This is a genomic window from Dyadobacter sp. HNCC25DJ185, from assembly GCF_056895195.1.
On the sequence record NZ_JBXHAR010000005.1, the window covers coordinates 59,439 to 76,915 of the forward strand.

Sequence of the window (17,477 nt, forward strand, 5' to 3'; positions counted from 1 at the left end):
CTCAGTCTGTGTTGTTGTTTTCGATCAGATTAATAATTGAATGCAATTCTGCGGTGCTAATTACTTTTTCAGAAGCAAAAAAGGATACTAGTTCTTTATAAGATCGTTTAAAATAATGGCTGATAATATCCCTCATCATCCATTTCTGATACTGTTCTGATCCAATAATTGGGTGATAAAGGTTAATGCCCCCAATCTTCCTTACCGACAAAAACTGTTTCTTTTCAAGGTTTTTAATTGTCGAAGCTGATGTGGTATATGCTGGCTTCGGATCGTCTATGATTCGAAGGAAATCACTTATAATGCCGCCATTAACTTTCCAAACAGCGCGCATTGCTTCTTCCTCCTGAATTGTTAATCTATCCATGTAATTACGAAATATTCGTAATATTACGAATATTTCGTAATTAAGGCAAGTATGCAGAATTTTTTTAATAAAGATATCCTGGCGCTAACTTCGTCCCGGTTTCCCGCGCCCGGAAGCCAGGCCTGTCGAACGGTTTCATTGGTCATCAAGTATCAAGTGATATATTTGATAATCAATTTGTTGTATAGTCTTTTTTATAAGACCCTGTTGTCGTCATTTAAATATTGCCGCCTGTATTCCTGGGGCGTACGTCCGGTGATTCTTTTAAAGTGTTCGAAAAAATTGGACTTATTATTAAATCCGCATGCATAGCATACATTCTCAATCATCGAAGCCTCATTTTCGATCAGCATTCGCTTGGCATGGCTGATCCGCACCTGGATCAGAAAATCATGAAAAGTCTTTTGCGTCATTTTTTTAAAGTAGCGGCAAAATGAGGTGACACTTAGGTTCGCAACTGATGCAACATCTTCCAGCGTAAGCTCCTGGTTGAATTTTTTCAAAGTGTAGTTGTATACATTGTTGAGTCGCTCATTTTCTTTGGTTGTGGATTTTTGGATTTCCTGCTGTGAAGCAATGGGAATCATTTCATCGTTGTCGACGAGCAGCTCGAGCATAGAAAGTATACACAGTACCCGCTGAAGGCCAGAGGCAGAAACGGATTTATTCATCAGCGTGATGATCTCGTTCTTCACACTGCCGGAAATCACAAGACCGGATTTGGCCTTTTGGTATAGATTCAGAATGGGCGCTGCTTCCTTCATCAAAAGGAACTCTTTGCCGATAAAATCCGGCAGGAATTGTACAACAATGGCTTCAGCTGTCACCGATTCGTCTTTTTTAAAATAGGCCTCATTGCACCGCCACATATGCGGAATGTTCTCTCCCAAAAGTAACAGCTCTCCTGCGTCGAAGTTGCTGATGTTATCTCCAACAAACCTGACGCCCTCTCCGCGGATGATGTAATGAAACTCAAGTTCCGGATGGTAATGCCATACTGTCCCGAAGTTGGGTAGCGTGTGGTGACGCACAATGTGCCCTTTTTGAACATCCCTGGGGACGAGAAAGAACTGTGGTTTCATGGTCAGGTAGAAGTTTCTGAGGTAAAACTAGAACATTTCTGATACTTTGAAGTTCAAAAGCGGGTCTGTTGATGCCAGAAGTCGGTGTTTTGTTCACCAATGGATAATTTTTTGGATAAAAAGGGTAATTTTTTGAACCTCCATGGATCGCCATTCATGCAATTTTGTATTGACATAATACAACAATGTAAATGGCCAGGATCCGGCGCGTTTTATATTGACACTTGCCTTTTACCGGAACGGCAGCTGACGTATATGTAAAGGCGTTGGCAAGTTTTGGCCACTGAGCTCAGGGTTGCCATCTTTCAATCCGCTTTCCTTGAATTTGGTATTTGTTTGCAGGCGGACGATGCGCGTCCGTCCGGCACGTGGTTGTTTTTTTATGAACCTCTAATTCTAATTAAATATATGATGGCAATACTACATGAATGCCCCTCAATCTTCAAACGGCACCGGCAGCTAAACCGCCTGTGGCAATCCTTATGTTTTCTGGTGTGCTTTGTTACTTTTCAGTTTTCAGCATTCGGGCAGCAGGAACTGGCTGTTTCTGGTACCGTCTTCGATGGAATCTCGGGAACCACACTGCCGGGCGTAAACGTGTTGTTGAAAAATTCACAGCAAGGTACCACAACCGATGTTGACGGTAAGTTCAAAATCGCAGTTCCCAGCTCGGGTGCCATCCTTATTTTTAGCTACGTAGGCTATGAATCGCAGACGATTACCATTACCAGCCAGACTCCGGCATTGGAAATCAGGCTAAAAGCTGATCAGAAAGCGCTGGACGAAGTAGTGGTGGTGGGTTACGGCTCGCAGCGTAAAAAGGATGTGACAGGATCGATTGTCAGGATAACGAGCGATAAATTTTTACAACCTTCCACGAATAGTTTTGATCAGATGCTTCAGGGGAAAGTCCCCGGCGTTCAGATCAGCCAGACCACGGGTGCGCCAGGGGGGAACGTGAATATCCTGATCCGTGGTGTGAGTTCAATCACTGGCGGCACCCAGCCATTGTATGTCATAGATGGTTTCGCGATCGGATCTGGTGGCGGAGGGTCCGATATGAGAAGCTATGGAAGCTCGTCGTTCTCTGCGGCCGGTATGGCGGGGAACACAGCGAACCGAGTTAATCCGCTGTCATCAATCAATCCGTCTGATATCGAGTCCATTGAAATTCTGAAAGATGCGTCTGCTACGGCTATCTATGGATCGCGGGGTGCGAATGGGGTCGTTATTATTACCACAAAGCGGGGTTCAGGTGAAAAATCCCAGATCAGTTTGGATGCTTCGTATGGATTTCAGGAAGTCGCCAACAAGCTTAAACTGTTGAACGCTAAGCAGTATGCCAGCTATTTCGCAGATGCGCGCGACAACGCCCGTGCCTATGAAGGAGGATCTGTGAATGACCCGAACGAAGTGCGCTCAGCCGCTACCAGGGTAAGGCCGGAGTTCCGGAATCCGGAATCTCTCACAACCAATACGGATTGGCAGGATGTTCTGTTCAGGGTTGCACCGGTCAGGAATGTCCAGTTGTCGTCGACCGGCGGGAGCGAAAAAGCGAAATACTTCATTTCAGGCGGGTACTTTTCTCAGGAGGGGATTATCATCAATTCGGACTACAACAGATTTAGCCTGAGAGTGAATGTCGATGCCCAGGTAACGAAGCGGGTAAAAATTGGCACATCTACGTCCGGATCTTTCGGGTTCGGGCGATTCGCCAATACCGAATCGCACTACGGGCAGGGGGGCCTTTTGACCAATGTGCTTTCGGCGTCACCGACCATCCCGGTATATGATGCAAATGGAAATTATTATTTTAACCAGGCAGATGTGACGGATGGTCTTGGTTTCCTGGCAAATGTGCTGGCCGTCAGTGAGGGTACACAGGACAGGCGTAAGGCGATGAATATCTTTACCAATAATTTTGTCGAAATCGGATTAACCGATGCCCTGGTTTTTAAAAGCTCCATCGGGGTGAATTTCGGAGCGAATACGATCAGACTTTGGCGGTCTTCGGCTGTCCCCAATTTTACCAGTCTGAATTATCCGGCTACCGCAGGCGTGACAAAAACAGAATCTCTGGACTGGTTGAACGAAAATACCCTGACATACTCAAAGGTTTTCAGGAACAAGCACTTTCTGAATGCAGTGGGAGGTTTTACAGCCCAGAAAAACAGCGTTGAGCGTTTGTCCGCGGGTGCAGCAGACTTCCCTTCCGAGTACGTGCAGTATTTATCAGCAGGTATCGTGAACGCCGGAACGCATTTCAACAGCGAATGGTCGCTGCTTTCGATGATGGCCCGTGTAAACTATTCGTTTTCGGGCAAGTATCTTTTCACGGCTACATTGCGGCGTGATGGAAGTTCCAGATTTGGAAGCAACAACAAATGGGGCGCGTTTCCGTCGGTCTCCGTCGGCTATAACATCTCGGAGGAGGACTTCATGAAGAATGCCAGGTTTATCAGTAATTTAAAGCTGCGGGCTAGTTACGGGATTTCAGGAAACAACCAGATAGGAAATTATACGCACATCGGATTGCTTTCCGGAACTCGTTATGTAGAGAATAATGCGCTAAAACCAGGCCTGGTTCCAAGCAGCTTGTCCAACGACGACCTGACCTGGGAAAAATCCAGACAAACTAATCTTGGACTGGATTTGGGGCTGTTCGCCGACCGAATCGCGCTGACGCTGGATGTTTACCGGGATCTGAAGACGAATTTGTTGCTGGCTGTTCAGTTGCCTGCGGCATCAGGGTTCAGCAGCTCTACCCAGAACATCGGTGACATTCAGAACAAAGGGATGGAAATTGGATTGAGGACAAATAACCTGAAATTCAAAAAGTTTGAATGGAACAGCAGCGTCACTTTAAGCGCAAATAGAAATAAGGTGCTGAAGCTAGCAACGGAAGGGGGACGAATAGCTAACTCAGCCTACCAGATCACAGAAGTCGGGTCGCCGATATCAAGCTTTTATCTGCTCAACACATTGGGTGTGTTCATGACCAAGGCCGAACTGGATGGAGCAGCCCTGCAGCATCCCAAAACGCAGGCCGGGGATCTTAAATTTGAGGACGTCAACGGAGACGGGGTGATTAACCAGAATGACCGTAAAATCATGGGAAGTCCCTGGCCTGACTTTACCTGGGGTTTTGACAATAACTTTTCCTGGAGGAATCTGAGCCTGAGCGTGTCCCTGGTAGGTTCTCAGGGCGCATATACATTTCTCGAAACAACACTGCTTGGATCCGGCGGGGTTCAGAACGCACTCGCGATCGAAGATCAGCGATGGAGGTCCGAAGACAATCCGGGTAACGGTATCATACCCAGGGCTGTCAGAAATGGCTATGCCACCAGCTCCGGCGGTAATGTCTCCCGCTATCTGTTTGACAATTCGTTTACGAGGATACGCAACGTGAATTTTGGTTTTGACTTGCCGAAAGAAGCCGCTTCGCGTTTACATCTGAGTAGTCTTAACATATACCTGAATGCGGCCAATTTGTTTACGTTCACCAAATACCCGGGTTATGATCCTGAGTCCGGTTCAGCAGGGGATAATGTTGTCAACACCGGAATAGATTTACTGAACTATCCGTTGCCACGGACCTACACGCTTGGAATCAGGTTTTCCTTTTAACCCACAAAACAAACATCATGAAAAACTACTTCCTACCGATATTTCTTGCGGCTATACTGACGTCATGTTCTGATTTTCTGGATCTGCAGCCCGAATTTCAAATCAATGAAAAGTCATTTTACAAGACGGCAAAAGATTTTGAAACTGCGCTTACGGGCAACTATGCCGGTCTCCAGGGACTGCACAACGGGCCTTTCCTGAATGTGGGAGAGCTCACTACCGATAATGCAAGAATTGAATGGTCTTCGCCTACACAGGCCGAAGCGGAATGCGACGAAGTGAATCTAACGGCGTCTAACGCAATCCTGAGTACCATCTGGACCAGCTGTTTCGCCATTATCTCCAATTCGAACAACCTATTGACCAGGCTTGACGAGGTAAATCTCGATGAAGCCCAGAAAAAGCAGTTCAGAGGAGAAGCGCTCTTTCTGAGGGCATACAATTACTTTTATATGGTAAGGATATTCGGCGATCTGCCCCTGGTGACGGTTGCTTTTCGAAGTCCGAATGAGATTATGTCTTTCGATATGTCCAGAAAACCAGCCAACGACATATATAGTTTGATCGTTGCGGACCTGACAGAAGCAGCAACATTGCTCATGGGCGTGAATAGTCCCAGCAAATCCCGTGCGTCCGCAGGCGCGGCCAAGACATTGTTGGGCAAAGTTTATCTGACCACGAGACAGTACGACAAGGCAAGGGATGTGCTTAAGGAGGTGGTAGACATGAAGCTTTACTCGCTCAGTACGGATTATCGCAAGCTGTTTACAGGCAATAACGATGATCTTCCTGAATCTGTTTTCGAGATAAAATATCTGTCCGGCAACCTTGGAGAGGGTAATTCATTTTCCAATATATTCTTTCCTTCCCGTTTCGATCTGGGCATGTTTCCGGGGAATATGCAGGGCTCGGGTCGGCTGGTCCCAACGAAGGAGGTCGCAAATGCTTATGAAGCTGGCGATGTGAGAAGAAATGTATCCATCGGCGATTCCGTTCGCCTGGTGTCAGGGAAATATGAAAAGGACCTGCATGGGTTGAAATTCGTTGATTTTTCAACCGGACTTGTCGGCGATGGCGGCGTTAATTTTACTTCGTTGCGCTACGCCGACGTCTTACTGATGTATGCAGAAGCATTAAACGAAACCGGCGGTACGGAGTCTGCCCATACCTATATCAATCAGGTCCGGACGCGTGCTGGGCTGCCTGCGCTGGCAGGATTGTCCCAGGCTGGCTTCACCCTGGCAGTAGAAAGAGAACGGAGGTCGGAGTTTTTGCTCGAAGGCCACCGCTGGTTTGATCTGGTACGGACAGGACGTGTAAAAGAAGTGATGAACAAGTACTTCAGGGATGCCGGGCTGAGCTATTCGGTTGCAGATCATGAACTTGTCATGCCGGTTCCTTTACGTGAAATTGATATTAATCCGCAGCTGCGCCAGAATCCGGGATTTTAATCCGCATGGGTTCAGCACCTCTTAAAGTCAGTAGTTAATATTCAACAAAACAATGATGGTATATAAAACAAGTCTGATTGCTGTATTGCTGCTGGTCGGCGCGTCATTTTTATTGATTTCCAACAAAGGAAGTAAGAAAATGAAAGAGACCAGAAACGGTAAAGCAATAGCACCCGTCATCGACATCCAGCCACAGCTAAGGCGCATGCACGATGTAGATAGCGTTAGAGCAGAAATACAGGAAATAAAAAAACTTGGTTTTGACAGAGTGTACATGGTTTTGTGCAACCCCGGCTACCCGGCATTTTCTGATCCGGGTATTGCAGCGACTCCTCTTGATAAAAATACAGGTAACAGAACGCTCGAATCCATCATTAAACTTGGAGACCCGAATTGGGTGTACCTCAATGAAGTAAAAAAAGCGGGACTGGAAGCCTGGGCGATTATAAAACCCTATGAGTCGGGTACAGGCAGCACAATTCCGCATGGGGGAAGGGCTCCGATGAGTCTCGCACAAATTGAGACCATAGGAGGTCAGCATGTCTATTTTGATAACCTTTTGTCCAAAAGACCTGACCTGCGGGTGATGAGAAAGCCCTTACCGGGGTCTATTCTCGCTCGTCTGAACGAGCCTGTAAAGGAGCTGGAGATTGCATTCTGCCTGGATGCGTTCAATAGCAAAACCGCCGTGGACAAGTTTTTCAAATTTGAGGGCATCAACGATACGGAGCTTAAGATACCAGACATTGGCGTTTGGACCAGTCGTGAAAACGGCCAATACAAAAAAGTTGACAACAACTTGACAGTGCAGACTAAAATTGAAGAGAGAGATATTTATGACGCCAACGAAAATCTATTGGCCACGAACAAAAGGCATCTTGTGATCCGGGTTAAAGGTTTGAATATTCCAAAAGAAGAGCCCTATATGGCTTTGACTTTGGAAAATGGCGGGAAGCTCTATACGATCCCGTACTCCATGATAAAAGCGTATTGCAGCTCCGGAGAAATTCCCGTGACGATAAGCCAGCACGCCAGGGCAACGATGAGCCAGACAGAGAGGGAGAAACCCTATAAAGACCGGGAATGGGGGCTGGAGCGACAACCGGTGACGGGTGCTGCGGCCAGGAGTTCCTTTGCCGACTGGGGTTTTGAATTTGAGTGGCACGGAGCTGGTTTCTGGGGGGATGGCTGGACAAACAATCCGGTATTTGGGGTTGCCAGAGGCAAGCGGGAGTACATGAAAGGAACTCCTTGCGAGGCCTATCCTGAAGTGAGAAATTATTGGCTGGATCAGGTAAAACGAGCTATGGATATGGGATTCGACGGCATCGACTTTCGACTTCAGAATCACTCGGGTATGGTGGCCGACTATGTCAATTATGGCTACAATGAACCGATTGTCAAAAAATACAAGGAGCAATATGGAGTTGATATCCTAAGAGACAAGGCTGATCCGCTCAAGATCATGAAAATCAGGGGAGACTATTTTTATGCATTTTTGCAGGAGGCAGCCGGGGTTATTCATTCAAAAGGTAAGAAAATTCAGATTCATCTGCGCCATGCACATGAAGAGCCAATACTGAGCGATGACTTCAATGAACTGGGGTTCTGGGCTATGCCAAAAGTTCTGCTCGACTGGAAGAAGGTGGTCGACCTGGCCGACGAAATTACCTTGAAACATTATTATCATAATCATTACAGGGCTGGTTTGGGAGAAAAGATCAAACGCTATGCAAAAGGTCAGCATAAAAGAGTGTGGGTGCATGCATACATACAACAGGGGAACGAACTGAATCCCGAATTTTTCGGTGAAATCGAAAAGGATGATTTAATCGGAGGGATTTTGCTGTATGAATTTGAAGATTCCATTTTTAAAGCAAACGTTTCAGCCAATTCAACGGCGCCTTCTTTGAGTACAGTTGCACAGCTTCTGAGGCAATTTGATTATAAATGAATGGTGATAGGCTACATAGCTACCTGTCCTGTCGTCGCAATCGCGAACCGGATCGAGTAATACTGACCGATACGCATTAAACAATCTGAAATGTCCATATATAAATTTCTGGCATTGTTGGCAGGGTTATGTTTCCTGGCCGGGATGCTGATGTCTGCAACCGGAAATATCAGCCACGCAGGCCCTCCTTTCATTCTATTTTTCCTGTCGCTCGCAGTCAGTTTTCGAGGCTATGAGCCTTTGAAAGGATTTGCTTACACTGCGGTGATATCGGCGGCGGTTACCGCGGCGCTGTTTTATCCCCAATACTTTACCGAATATAAGGGCTTCAAATTCACCACTGTCATCACGCCGCTGATCCAGCTGATCATGTTTGGTATGGGCACGTCCATGAGCCTGGATGATTTTGCGGGTGTGGTAAAAATGCCTAAGGGAGTATTCATCGGTGTGTTCAGTCACTTCATGATCATGCCGCTACTAGGTTTTGTGCTGGCCAACCTGAGCGGGCTGTATCCCGAGATCGCCGCTGGAATTGTGTTGATCGGCTGCTCGCCGAATGGAATGGCCTCTAACGTGATCTCTTATCTGGCTAAGGCCAACCTGGCGCTTTCCATCACCATCACCGCCATTTCAACATCACTAGCGCCCTTTGTAACACCCCTTTTGATGAAAATACTGGCGGGCGCATTTGTAGAGGTGAATGCCGGGCACATGATGTGGGACATCGCGAAAATGGTGATCATGCCCATCGCGGCGGGGCTTCTTTTCAACAAATTACTGAGCGGGAAAGCCAAATGGCTGGACCAGGCCATGCCTTTGGTGTCGATGTCTGGAATTGCGTTTTCGATCGTGATCATCACCGCCTCAGGCAGGGATAACCTTCTGGAAATCGGACCACTGCTCTTTCTGCTGGTATTGATCCATAACCTTTGCGGATACTTGCTCGGGTACTGGTCGGCCAGAGTATTTAAAATGAATGAACGCGATTGCCGCACGATCGCCATTGAAGTAGGTATGCAAAACGGGGGACTCGCCTCGGGCATTGCCAAGGAAATGGGCAAAATAACTACGGTGGGCCTTGCGCCCGCCGTTTTCGGTCCATTGATGAACATCACCGGTTCCATCCTCGCTTCGTGGTGGCACCGCAAAACTCCCGAATCCGATGTCCAATAGAAAAGCGATACATTACTGGAAGTGCGACCGCCCTTCCGCTTTTTACACACTGACCAACAACAGGCTCACCGATTCGGAATCGGCAGAAATAGAAAAGGCACTCAGCATTCTGCTTCAGAAATGGTTTGGAAATGAACCTTTCGTGCTGCGAAAGGCCGGAGGACAGGGAAATCATATTACTTACGTCGCGGAAGCGGAGTCCGGCATTTATTTTCTTCGGTTGGAAAACGGCCCGGAAGGTGATGATTATATGGAAATTGAAGCCAGGGTGCTGGAAATGGTGCGGGAAACCGGCGTTCCAACGCCCAAAGTATATGCAGTGGATGCAACCCGAAACGAGGTGCCCTTTTCATACCAGATGCTCGAGTTCAGTATGTATCCGGATCTGAACAGGTTATACAAGGAAGGCGAGCTGAATTTAGTCAGTATCGCAAGCGAAATCGGAAAGAGCATTGCCAGGTGGCAGTCGGTTACTCCGGAAGGTTTTGGTCCATTCGACCCGGGAGTGCTCAGAGAACACGGAAAATTGGAGGGATTGCATCATACCTATCCTGACTACTATTTTCTTAATTGGGACAAACATCTTCATTTTCTGGTCGCAGGCGGGCTTCTCTCTGAGAAAGATGTATTTGACATTCAATTGCTTGTGCAGGGGAACCTTCGGTATTTGGACCTAGATCACGGATGTCTTGTGCACAAAGATCTGGCGTTATGGAACATCCTTGGAGACGCACATGGAATCAAAGCATTCATTGACTGGGATGATACGATCTGCGGTGACCCAACTGACGATTTGTCCCTGATCGCCTGTTTTCATTCCGGGGAAGTTGTGAAAGCGGCCATAGGAGGCTATGCCCAGATTAGCGAGTTGCCGGAGCATTTTCTGCCGAGGTTCTGGTTGCACCTCCTCCGGAACATGGTAGTGAAAGCGGTCATCAGGGTAGGTGGCGGCTATTTTGACAGGAAGTCTGATTTCTTTCTTCTGGGCACGGGCGACACAGGGACATCGTTGAGGGATTTTACAAAACAACGTATCGAAATTGCCTGTGAAGGACTTCGGAACCTTAAACAAATCAAAGACCTATGAATGATCATCCTTCACGTGTTCTGGGAGTCGGGACATGGCTATCGATCGGATCGCCGGTGATTACAGAAGTTGCCTCCGAATGTGGTTTTGACTGGCTTTTGCTGGACCTGGAACACGGCTGTTTTAGCGAATCAGCCGTGCTTGCCTGTCTGCAGGCTGCCAGAGGAGCCGATATCAGGCTGATTGTAAGGGTAGGGTCGTTGGATGCTGCGCTGATTGCCAATCTGCTGGACTGGGGTGCCGACGGCATTATGCTTCCTCATGTTTCTACTCCGGAACAGGCAGAACTTTGCGTTCGTGCCATGCGCTATCCGCCGCACGGAACACGTGGATTTTCCAGCTCAGCCAGGGCATTCCGGTATGGATTGAAGGTTCCAAAAGATATGGCCAACTGGATACCGCCGCTGTTTATTGCTCAGATTGAGGATCTGGAAGGGGTGGAAAAAGCCGAAGCGATTGCCGGTGTTCCGGGTGTCGATATGCTTTTTGTTGGCCCGGCCGATCTCAGGCTCGATCTTTCGGTTCGTACGGGTGCTCCTTCCTTTGACGATGCGCTGACCCGTGTCGTGCAGGCTGTAAATGTCCATGCAAAGCAAAAGGGTATTCTGGTTCGGAACCTGGATGATATTCCGTCATTGAGGAACGCCGGCTTTACTTGCCTTGCGCTTGGATCTGATATGAGTTATCTGAGAGATGGTTTTCTCAAGGCACTTGAACGGACCATATGTTGATGCTCTGCCGGGGCATTATTTGTTGGTTTCCGGGAAGCACCTGGATGTAGAGGCATTTAGTCCCCCCGCTCTAAGGAAGCATTGCGTATTTCTCAATTCAATAAAAAATCTTCTACCAGTTTTAAATACTTTTCTGTTTCTTCATATAGGGGAGCGTGTCCTGAAAATTGCATTTCCGTAAACTTTGCATTTGGAATTAGCTCGGCAATTTCTTGTCCGTCTTTTGGTGGATTTAAACCGTCATACTTCCCACTTATTACAAGCGTGGGTGCCGTTATCTTTGGTAAATCTTTTCTGAAGTCAAAATTTGTTAAGGCCGGTATTCCTGTTGGATACTTTTGATAATTCTTTTTCTTCTTTGGCAGAAAGGTGCAAACACGCAACTCATCTGGGCCTTGCACGGCACTTTAACAGCTTCATATCGGCAAATGAAGGTAGCTGAAAAAAACGACTTTTGCTGTATGATAATCGACTGGCGCAGTCGTCACAAAAAGTGGGAAAGTCTGTTTTTCCCTCCTGACGAGCTTTCAGGTCCGCCTTGAACCGTTCGGCTTTTGAACGGTAGGCAATCGTCAAAGCGTCATTTGGCCGAATGGTGATGCGATTGCTTGAGCGGAAGGAGATGTAAGAATATTGGGAAACGCAAATGTCAGGCGAAACCATTAATCCAAAGTAACTGAGCCAGTACAACACAGCGGTCATAAAATAAAGCTTGCTTTTTGTAGTCGCGTATATTATATTTGCGACAACAAAAATGATAATCGATGAGAAAATTAGAATTTGCATCCCTTCAAGTTAGGGATATTGAAACCTCGAAAGAATTTTATACTGCAAAACTAGGGTTCGAGGAGGCCGGAATTCCCAACCCGCAAGCTTGTGTTTTTAGGTACAACAAGGGTGAGGCAAGTTTTGCCATTAGAACGCCCATCGGAAACCTGGATGGAAAGGAACTGGGTGTCGGTGCATCACTTTGGTTCGCAATCGATGAGGAAATAGAAGACTTGCAAGCCAAGTTATTGGAAAAGAATGTGAACCTGGCGGGGCCGGTTCAGACAACACCTTTCGGGAAAATCATTATCGCCAAAGACCCCGACGGATATAACATCACCTTTTTGAAAGCAAACTAAGTGATCGATATGAACGGGGATATCAAGTACTGGATCATCGTGGCATCGAAGGACCATGTCAAAAGCGCGCTTACGCAGGGGATTGCCCAGGCCTGCCATGGAAAGGTATCTCCGTTGAAAAGGATGCGTAAGGACGATTTCATTATCTATTATTCGGGAAAGCAGACAATGGGAAGACCCGGGGTGTGCCAGGAATTTACTGGTTTAGGAAAGGTTATCGATGACGAAATCTATCAGTTCCGGGCGTCCGGGGACTTCTGTCCATCCAGACGTAATATTGAATATTTGCCCAGTCAGGATGTTTCCATTTTGCCGTTAATTCCACAGCTTCATTTTATCCAAAATAAGAAAAGCTGGGGCTATCCATTCCGATTTGGCCTCGTCGAGATCGATCGGCATGACTTTGAACTGATTTCTTCACGGATGCTACAAAAAGACTATGTCCAAGAAAATTGAATTTCATTTTAAGAAGCCCGAAGACAGTCCAGGTTATCTTATGGGACAGCTGACCATGTTATGGCAGAGAAAACTCAAGCGTGTCTTAGACCCTTTAGACCTGACACACACCCAGTTTGCACTGCTCTGTGCGCTAGCCTGGCTTTCCAGAGAGAGCGATGCAGTAACACAGGTCGATATTGCAAATCAGGGGAATGCTGACAGGATGATGGTATCAAAGGTTTTGAGGACACTGGAAGAGAAAAAGTTTATCACCCGCCACGAGCACCCGACAGACACCAGGGCGAAGACGATCAAACTGACTCCTGAGGGCGAAATGGTACTGCAAAAAGCCATTATCTGTGTGGAAGCTGCCGATCTTGACTTTTTTTATAAGTCGCAAGCAGACCTGACGACTTTTAATTCAACGATGGCGGCACTGATCGAACAGAACAATAAAGAAATGTAAATTAAGGTCAATAGGATTCAGCAATCATTTTTAATCACATAATCATAGCCTAAAATGAAAATAGCAATCACCGGTGTCACGGGTCACCTGGGTCAAATCGTTGTGAACAAACTTAAAGAGAAGATCTCTGCCAAGGATATTGTCGGACTTGTGCGTTCATTGGAAAAAGCTTCGGCGCTTGGTCTTGACATCGAAACACGACTGGCGGATTTCGAGAAACCGGAAACGCTTGAAAGTGCACTGGCCGGTATCGATACACTTCTCCTTATTTCAGGAAGTGAAATGGGCAAGCGTCCTGCCCAGCATGCAAATATCATTGATGCAGCAAAAAGGAATAACGTTAAATGGATTATTTACACCAGCCTCCTTCATGCCGATACATCATCGATCAGCCTTGCCGCCGAGCACCTGGCAACCGAAGCGGACCTGGCAAGTTCAGGTATTTCCTACACGCTAATGCGGAATGGTTGGTATACAGAAAACTATACGCGTTCTATCGCAGGAGCTATTGCTGGAGGCGCTTTCATTGGTAGCGCAAAAGATGGAAAAATATCGTCTGCGGCCCGGGCTGATTATGCCGATGCTGCTGTTGCTATCCTAACCACAACCGGGCACGAAGGAAAAGTATATGAACTTGCCGGAGATGACTCGTGGACATTAAGTGATCTTGCCGCCGAAACGTCACGTCAGACAGGCAAAGACATTGCTTATGTTGATATGCCGGAAGCTGAATACGCAAGCACACTTGCCGGTTTCGGTTTGCCAGAAGCGCTTTGTCAGGCTATTGCAGGATGGGATGTCTCTGCTTCTAACAATGATCTGTTTGATGACGGTAAAGTACTTTCAAAACTTATCGGAAAACCTACCACTTCACTTTCTGCTGTGGTTGCGAAAGAACTCGAAGCAGCTCATGCTGGCAGCTAACTCCTCGATTGTTATTTTTAAACCACCAGTAATGTAGCTTGGTTACTAAACTAGTTGTTAACACGGTAGTGTTTATTCCCGGGAAGTTGACCATCCTCACTTCGAATCCAAACTAGTATCGGCATCCGACAGGCAAATGGTTGAATAATTCTAGCTGGAATGCTAATATTTAGGTGCGCTCAATTCAAATTCTGAAATTTTTAGGAACGAAAGAGCTTTGACCGTCTCAGCGAATGTCTGATTGCCTTCGATCGTCAAAGTTCTTTCGTTTGTTTCACCACGGGGCTGGAAGGTTTTAACAATCTTTAGTTAAGCGAAATGCCTTTAATGTCCCGAACAACCGGAACCATATTCAGAGCTTCGCGGATTAATTTAATTTTGCCATTTTCGGCTACAACACGGCCCATGTAGTGCTGAGCGTAATCTTTGCCATTTGAAGCAATGACAGCCGTTGCTTCGTACTCGCCGAAAGCCTGATCAGGTGTATCAATATGGATTTGAATATTTTTAAATTTAAACCCAGGGAATGTTTTGGGCAGGTTACTTAAGAAATTGTATAACACGTCCCTCCCTTCCCACCGGGATGGCATGCCAAGGCTGGCCAGGTAAGGCAGCTCAAATACCGCATCGTCGGCGAAAAGTTCGATCTGAAAATCAGGGTTCCCTATGTTTTCCAGGTAATCCAATAATAATTCTTTTGCAGTTTTCATGTCTTTATTTTCTGAATGTTAATGTTGCTTTCAGGAAATGCCGGAAGGACTGACCCCAAAATGTTTTTTGAACACAAAGGAAAAGTGGGAGAGGTCTTCAAATCCTACTTCCGCATATACATCGGTTGTTTTGAGGTGTTCTTCTTTTAATAAATAATAAGCTTCGTCTAATCTTTTTTGCTGCAGCCACTTCGCTGGTGTAGTTGAAAATTCCCTCAGGAAATCGCGTTGGAAAGTGGAAATGCTTCGGCCTGTGAGATTAGCAAACCGTTCCAGGCTTAAATTGAAGCGGAAATTTTTCTCCATAAAAGCTTTGAGGTTGATTTTGCCAGGCGTTTGAAAGTCGAAAAGTATGTCCTTTAATTCGGGTTGTACTTTCAGTAAAACAGTTAAAGCTTCCCTCAATTTAATTTTCACAAGGTCATTGTTTCCGTCGCTGAAATAAGGCAGCGATTGCTGCAATGAATCGACAAAATTTTGAAGAAGCGGATGTTTTTTGAGCTGAAATGAGGGCGGGACATACTGCGTTACTTCTGCACTCAGATGATTTTCGAGCGCAAACTCCCTTAAAGTTTCTTCATCAAATTGTAGTGAGAGCGATCTGAAAGGCTCACTTTCGCCAGGCTGCTTCACAAATTTGGCTAATCTGTTGCGAACATTAAAGCGGAAGTCTCCCGGCTGGAAAATCACTTTTTCCCTTCCATCCTTAACGGCCAGGGTTCCGGTAATCTGATAAGCAAATGCATGTCGGTTAACAATATCTTCTCCATTCACTGATTTCTTATAATAACAGGAGATCAATATTTGAGGTGGTTCGGCCAGTGATATCATTGTACTAAATTCGAAAGTTGACCTCTAAATTCTGTTATAGTATTCATTAAACAACCTTAAATTTTACAAGACTCTCTGCGGTGTCAATAAGCGTTATTTCTTTGGGCCGCGGGGTCCAGTTGAGGACAGATTTGGCTCTCGCATTTGATAATGTTTTCACAATGCCCAGCTGTGGGGCAATCGGTTTCAATTCCGGCCTGAACCATGAGGCGAATTTAACCAGCCAATTGGGCAGGATTTTACCCGGCACTTTGTCAACCGGCAGATTCTTGTCAGCTTTCAGCAATCTGGCAATATCCGGAAATGAGATCACGCCATCCGAAGTTGCTAAAAATCGCTGACCATTTGCCGACGGATTTTTCATCGCTTTGATATGAATATCCGCTACATCGCGAACATCTACAATGCCGAACGATAATTGGGGTGTCCCGGGCATTTTTCCTGAAAGTAACTGTACGATCAGCCCGATGGAGCTGCTGAAAGTTTTTCCTAAAACAGGTCCAAAAACTCCAACCGGGTTGATCACGACCAATTCCATGGGGCTGACATTTTCCTTCATAAATTCCCAGGCAGCACGCTCCGCAATCGCCTTGGATTTGATGTAGGCTGGTAAGTTTGTATTGGGGTCGGTCCAATCGGCCTCCGTAAACACATGGTTCTCAGGATTAATGGAATAGCCTATGGCTGCAAATGAAGAGGTTAGTACCACCCGTTTCACCTTCGCGGCTTTTGCTCCACGCAGCACTCTTAATGCACCATCCCGGGCCGGCTTTATAATTTCGTTCTCGTCTTTGGGCCCGCCTGCCGGAAATGGGGACGCCACATGAAGAACAAAATCACATCCTGCCAAAGCCTCATCCCAGCCTTCGTCGCTCGTGAGGTTGGCAGCAAAAAAAGTGAGGTTGTCCAGGTTTTCAGCATTGCCGGCTAACAATGCTTCCTTCAAGGCATTTGTTTTATCCAGTGACCGGATTGTCGTTTTGACTGTATACCCCTCTTTCAAAAGTTGTATGATGCAGTAACTGCCTACAAAGCCGGATCCTCCGGTGACCAGTACTGTCTCGTTAATAGTTTGTTTCATTGGGTTGATAAATAACAGGGCAAATCTCAACCTTATTTATCAGTCGCATTTTGTTGTGGCGTTCATTTTTTGTTTGTTGTGGCGTTCATGATTGTATTTAAAAATCAAGCATGTGGTTTTGGAGAAAACCCAGTTGCTGGCAATTGACCAGTGTACATGTGCCTGAATTAATTGTTATGGAGAATTGAATTTATTGCCAGGAATAGCGGAATGTCTTGCCTGACAACCTACGCTGTCATTGGCGCGAGCTCATTGAATGAGGGCTGTTTCTCCGTCTCACGTCCGGGCGTTTTGTGAGAATTCTCCCTCAGAGGGTTTTACGACTCTGACAATTGTTGTAAGCGGTCGCAAAAAACCGGTGTCAGTCTCAGAAAACGTCCGGAATTTGGTTCAAAGGGAGAGCTAACACGCCATACTGTTAAGTA

General features: G+C 46.4%; 17 protein-coding genes. 10 read left to right on the forward strand and 7 right to left on the reverse strand.

Going from position 1 to position 17,477, the window contains the following annotated elements; translation table 11 throughout:
* Nucleotide 1 precedes the first annotated feature (1 nt).
* Together AC1XUF_RS15250 and AC1XUF_RS15255 are read right to left on the reverse strand one after the other, a co-directional pair.
* Complete coding sequence (locus AC1XUF_RS15250) at nucleotides 2–367, reverse strand: BlaI/MecI/CopY family transcriptional regulator (RefSeq protein WP_483342669.1); 366 nt, start codon at nucleotides 365–367, stop codon at nucleotides 2–4.
* 194 nt (nucleotides 368–561) lie between these two features.
* Complete coding sequence (locus AC1XUF_RS15255; protein WP_483342670.1) at nucleotides 562–1,449, reverse strand: helix-turn-helix domain-containing protein; 888 nt, start codon at nucleotides 1,447–1,449, stop codon at nucleotides 562–564.
* A gap of 408 nt (nucleotides 1,450–1,857) precedes the next feature.
* Between AC1XUF_RS15255 and AC1XUF_RS15260 the strand changes: the two genes are divergently transcribed.
* From AC1XUF_RS15260 to AC1XUF_RS15285, 6 genes are all read left to right on the forward strand, one after another.
* Entirely contained in the window at nucleotides 1,858–5,079 is a 3,222-nt protein-coding gene (locus AC1XUF_RS15260) for a SusC/RagA family TonB-linked outer membrane protein (RefSeq protein ID WP_483342671.1), read from the forward strand.
* A gap of 17 nt (nucleotides 5,080–5,096) precedes the next feature.
* Complete coding sequence (locus AC1XUF_RS15265) at nucleotides 5,097–6,530, forward strand: RagB/SusD family nutrient uptake outer membrane protein (RefSeq protein WP_483342672.1); 1,434 nt, start codon at nucleotides 5,097–5,099, stop codon at nucleotides 6,528–6,530.
* Between the two features lie 52 nt (nucleotides 6,531–6,582).
* Nucleotides 6,583–8,484 (forward strand): hypothetical protein, encoded by a 1,902-nt coding sequence (locus AC1XUF_RS15270; RefSeq protein WP_483342673.1) that lies wholly within the window; start codon nucleotides 6,583–6,585, stop codon nucleotides 8,482–8,484.
* 90 nt (nucleotides 8,485–8,574) lie between these two features.
* Nucleotides 8,575–9,657: a bile acid:sodium symporter family protein gene (locus tag AC1XUF_RS15275; protein ID WP_483342674.1), complete on the forward strand. Its 1,083-nt coding sequence runs from the start codon at nucleotides 8,575–8,577 to the stop codon at nucleotides 9,655–9,657.
* A complete protein-coding gene (locus tag AC1XUF_RS15280; protein WP_483342675.1) occupies nucleotides 9,647–10,744 on the forward strand; it encodes a phosphotransferase family protein in 1,098 nt (365 codons plus the stop codon). The genes AC1XUF_RS15275 and AC1XUF_RS15280 overlap by 11 nt, the downstream gene beginning before the upstream one ends.
* The gene (locus AC1XUF_RS15285; protein WP_483342676.1) at nucleotides 10,741–11,475 is read left to right on the forward strand and encodes an HpcH/HpaI aldolase family protein; all 735 of its coding nucleotides are present in this window, start codon (nucleotides 10,741–10,743) and stop codon (nucleotides 11,473–11,475) included. Before AC1XUF_RS15280 ends, AC1XUF_RS15285 begins: the two co-directional genes overlap by 4 nt.
* 92 nt (nucleotides 11,476–11,567) lie before the next feature.
* On the opposite strand, the gene AC1XUF_RS15290 is transcribed toward AC1XUF_RS15285, so the two are convergent.
* Together AC1XUF_RS15290 and AC1XUF_RS15295 are read right to left on the reverse strand one after the other, a co-directional pair.
* Entirely contained in the window at nucleotides 11,568–11,876 is a 309-nt protein-coding gene (locus tag AC1XUF_RS15290; RefSeq protein WP_483342677.1) for an alpha/beta fold hydrolase, read from the reverse strand.
* Nucleotides 11,860–12,261, reverse strand: coding sequence for a DUF1398 family protein (locus AC1XUF_RS15295; RefSeq protein ID WP_483342678.1), 402 nt, complete (start codon nucleotides 12,259–12,261; stop codon nucleotides 11,860–11,862). The genes AC1XUF_RS15290 and AC1XUF_RS15295 overlap by 17 nt, the downstream gene beginning before the upstream one ends.
* On the opposite strand from AC1XUF_RS15295, the gene AC1XUF_RS15300 reads away from it, so the two are divergent.
* The 4 genes from AC1XUF_RS15300 to AC1XUF_RS15315 are packed head-to-tail and all read left to right on the forward strand — an operon-like array spanning nucleotide 12,240 to nucleotide 14,430.
* A complete protein-coding gene (locus AC1XUF_RS15300) occupies nucleotides 12,240–12,602 on the forward strand; it encodes a VOC family protein (RefSeq protein ID WP_483342679.1) in 363 nt (120 codons plus the stop codon). The genes AC1XUF_RS15295 and AC1XUF_RS15300 overlap by 22 nt on opposite strands.
* 9 nt (nucleotides 12,603–12,611) lie before the next feature.
* Nucleotides 12,612–13,058 carry an EVE domain-containing protein gene (locus AC1XUF_RS15305; RefSeq protein ID WP_483342680.1) on the forward strand — a complete coding sequence of 149 codons (447 nt, stop codon included), beginning with the start codon at nucleotides 12,612–12,614 and terminating at the stop codon, nucleotides 13,056–13,058.
* Nucleotides 13,042–13,506, forward strand: a complete 465-nt coding sequence (locus AC1XUF_RS15310) for a MarR family winged helix-turn-helix transcriptional regulator (RefSeq protein ID WP_483342681.1) — start codon at nucleotides 13,042–13,044, stop codon at nucleotides 13,504–13,506. Before AC1XUF_RS15305 ends, AC1XUF_RS15310 begins: the two co-directional genes overlap by 17 nt.
* 54 nt (nucleotides 13,507–13,560) lie before the next feature.
* Entirely contained in the window at nucleotides 13,561–14,430 is an 870-nt protein-coding gene (locus tag AC1XUF_RS15315; RefSeq protein ID WP_483342682.1) for an SDR family oxidoreductase, read from the forward strand.
* A 305-nt stretch (nucleotides 14,431–14,735) separates the two neighbouring features.
* Here the strand turns inward: AC1XUF_RS15315 and AC1XUF_RS15320 are convergent, their stop codons facing one another.
* The 3 genes from AC1XUF_RS15320 to AC1XUF_RS15330 are packed head-to-tail and all read right to left on the reverse strand — an operon-like array spanning nucleotide 14,736 to nucleotide 17,052.
* Nucleotides 14,736–15,140, reverse strand: coding sequence for a nuclear transport factor 2 family protein (locus AC1XUF_RS15320; protein ID WP_483342683.1), 405 nt, complete (start codon nucleotides 15,138–15,140; stop codon nucleotides 14,736–14,738).
* 30 nt (nucleotides 15,141–15,170) lie between these two features.
* Nucleotides 15,171–15,971 carry a helix-turn-helix domain-containing protein gene (locus AC1XUF_RS15325; RefSeq protein ID WP_483342684.1) on the reverse strand — a complete coding sequence of 267 codons (801 nt, stop codon included), beginning with the start codon at nucleotides 15,969–15,971 and terminating at the stop codon, nucleotides 15,171–15,173.
* 46 nt (nucleotides 15,972–16,017) lie between these two features.
* Nucleotides 16,018–17,052, reverse strand: a complete 1,035-nt coding sequence (locus tag AC1XUF_RS15330; protein ID WP_483342685.1) for an SDR family oxidoreductase — start codon at nucleotides 17,050–17,052, stop codon at nucleotides 16,018–16,020.
* Between the last annotated feature and the right edge of the window lie 425 nt (nucleotides 17,053–17,477).

What these genes read in the sequence shown, in the direction of transcription:
- AC1XUF_RS15250 (WP_483342669.1), bottom strand. Translation starts at nt 367, where the DNA reads ATGGATAGATTAACAATTCAGGAGGAAGAAGCAATGCGCGCTGTTTGG.
- AC1XUF_RS15255 (WP_483342670.1), bottom strand. Translation starts at nt 1,449, where the DNA reads ATGAAACCACAGTTCTTTCTCGTCCCCAGGGATGTTCAAAAAGGGCAC.
- AC1XUF_RS15260 (WP_483342671.1), top strand. Translation starts at nt 1,858, where the DNA reads ATGATGGCAATACTACATGAATGCCCCTCAATCTTCAAACGGCACCGG.
- AC1XUF_RS15265 (WP_483342672.1), top strand. Translation starts at nt 5,097, where the DNA reads ATGAAAAACTACTTCCTACCGATATTTCTTGCGGCTATACTGACGTCA.
- AC1XUF_RS15270 (WP_483342673.1), top strand. Translation starts at nt 6,583, where the DNA reads ATGATGGTATATAAAACAAGTCTGATTGCTGTATTGCTGCTGGTCGGC.
- AC1XUF_RS15275 (WP_483342674.1), top strand. Translation starts at nt 8,575, where the DNA reads ATGTCCATATATAAATTTCTGGCATTGTTGGCAGGGTTATGTTTCCTG.
- AC1XUF_RS15280 (WP_483342675.1), top strand. Translation starts at nt 9,647, where the DNA reads ATGTCCAATAGAAAAGCGATACATTACTGGAAGTGCGACCGCCCTTCC.
- AC1XUF_RS15285 (WP_483342676.1), top strand. Translation starts at nt 10,741, where the DNA reads ATGAATGATCATCCTTCACGTGTTCTGGGAGTCGGGACATGGCTATCG.
- AC1XUF_RS15300 (WP_483342679.1), top strand. Translation starts at nt 12,240, where the DNA reads ATGAGAAAATTAGAATTTGCATCCCTTCAAGTTAGGGATATTGAAACC.
- AC1XUF_RS15295 (WP_483342678.1), bottom strand. Translation starts at nt 12,261, where the DNA reads ATGCAAATTCTAATTTTCTCATCGATTATCATTTTTGTTGTCGCAAAT.
- AC1XUF_RS15305 (WP_483342680.1), top strand. Translation starts at nt 12,612, where the DNA reads ATGAACGGGGATATCAAGTACTGGATCATCGTGGCATCGAAGGACCAT.
- AC1XUF_RS15310 (WP_483342681.1), top strand. Translation starts at nt 13,042, where the DNA reads ATGTCCAAGAAAATTGAATTTCATTTTAAGAAGCCCGAAGACAGTCCA.
- AC1XUF_RS15315 (WP_483342682.1), top strand. Translation starts at nt 13,561, where the DNA reads ATGAAAATAGCAATCACCGGTGTCACGGGTCACCTGGGTCAAATCGTT.
- AC1XUF_RS15320 (WP_483342683.1), bottom strand. Translation starts at nt 15,140, where the DNA reads ATGAAAACTGCAAAAGAATTATTATTGGATTACCTGGAAAACATAGGG.
- AC1XUF_RS15325 (WP_483342684.1), bottom strand. Translation starts at nt 15,971, where the DNA reads ATGATATCACTGGCCGAACCACCTCAAATATTGATCTCCTGTTATTAT.
- AC1XUF_RS15330 (WP_483342685.1), bottom strand. Translation starts at nt 17,052, where the DNA reads ATGAAACAAACTATTAACGAGACAGTACTGGTCACCGGAGGATCCGGC.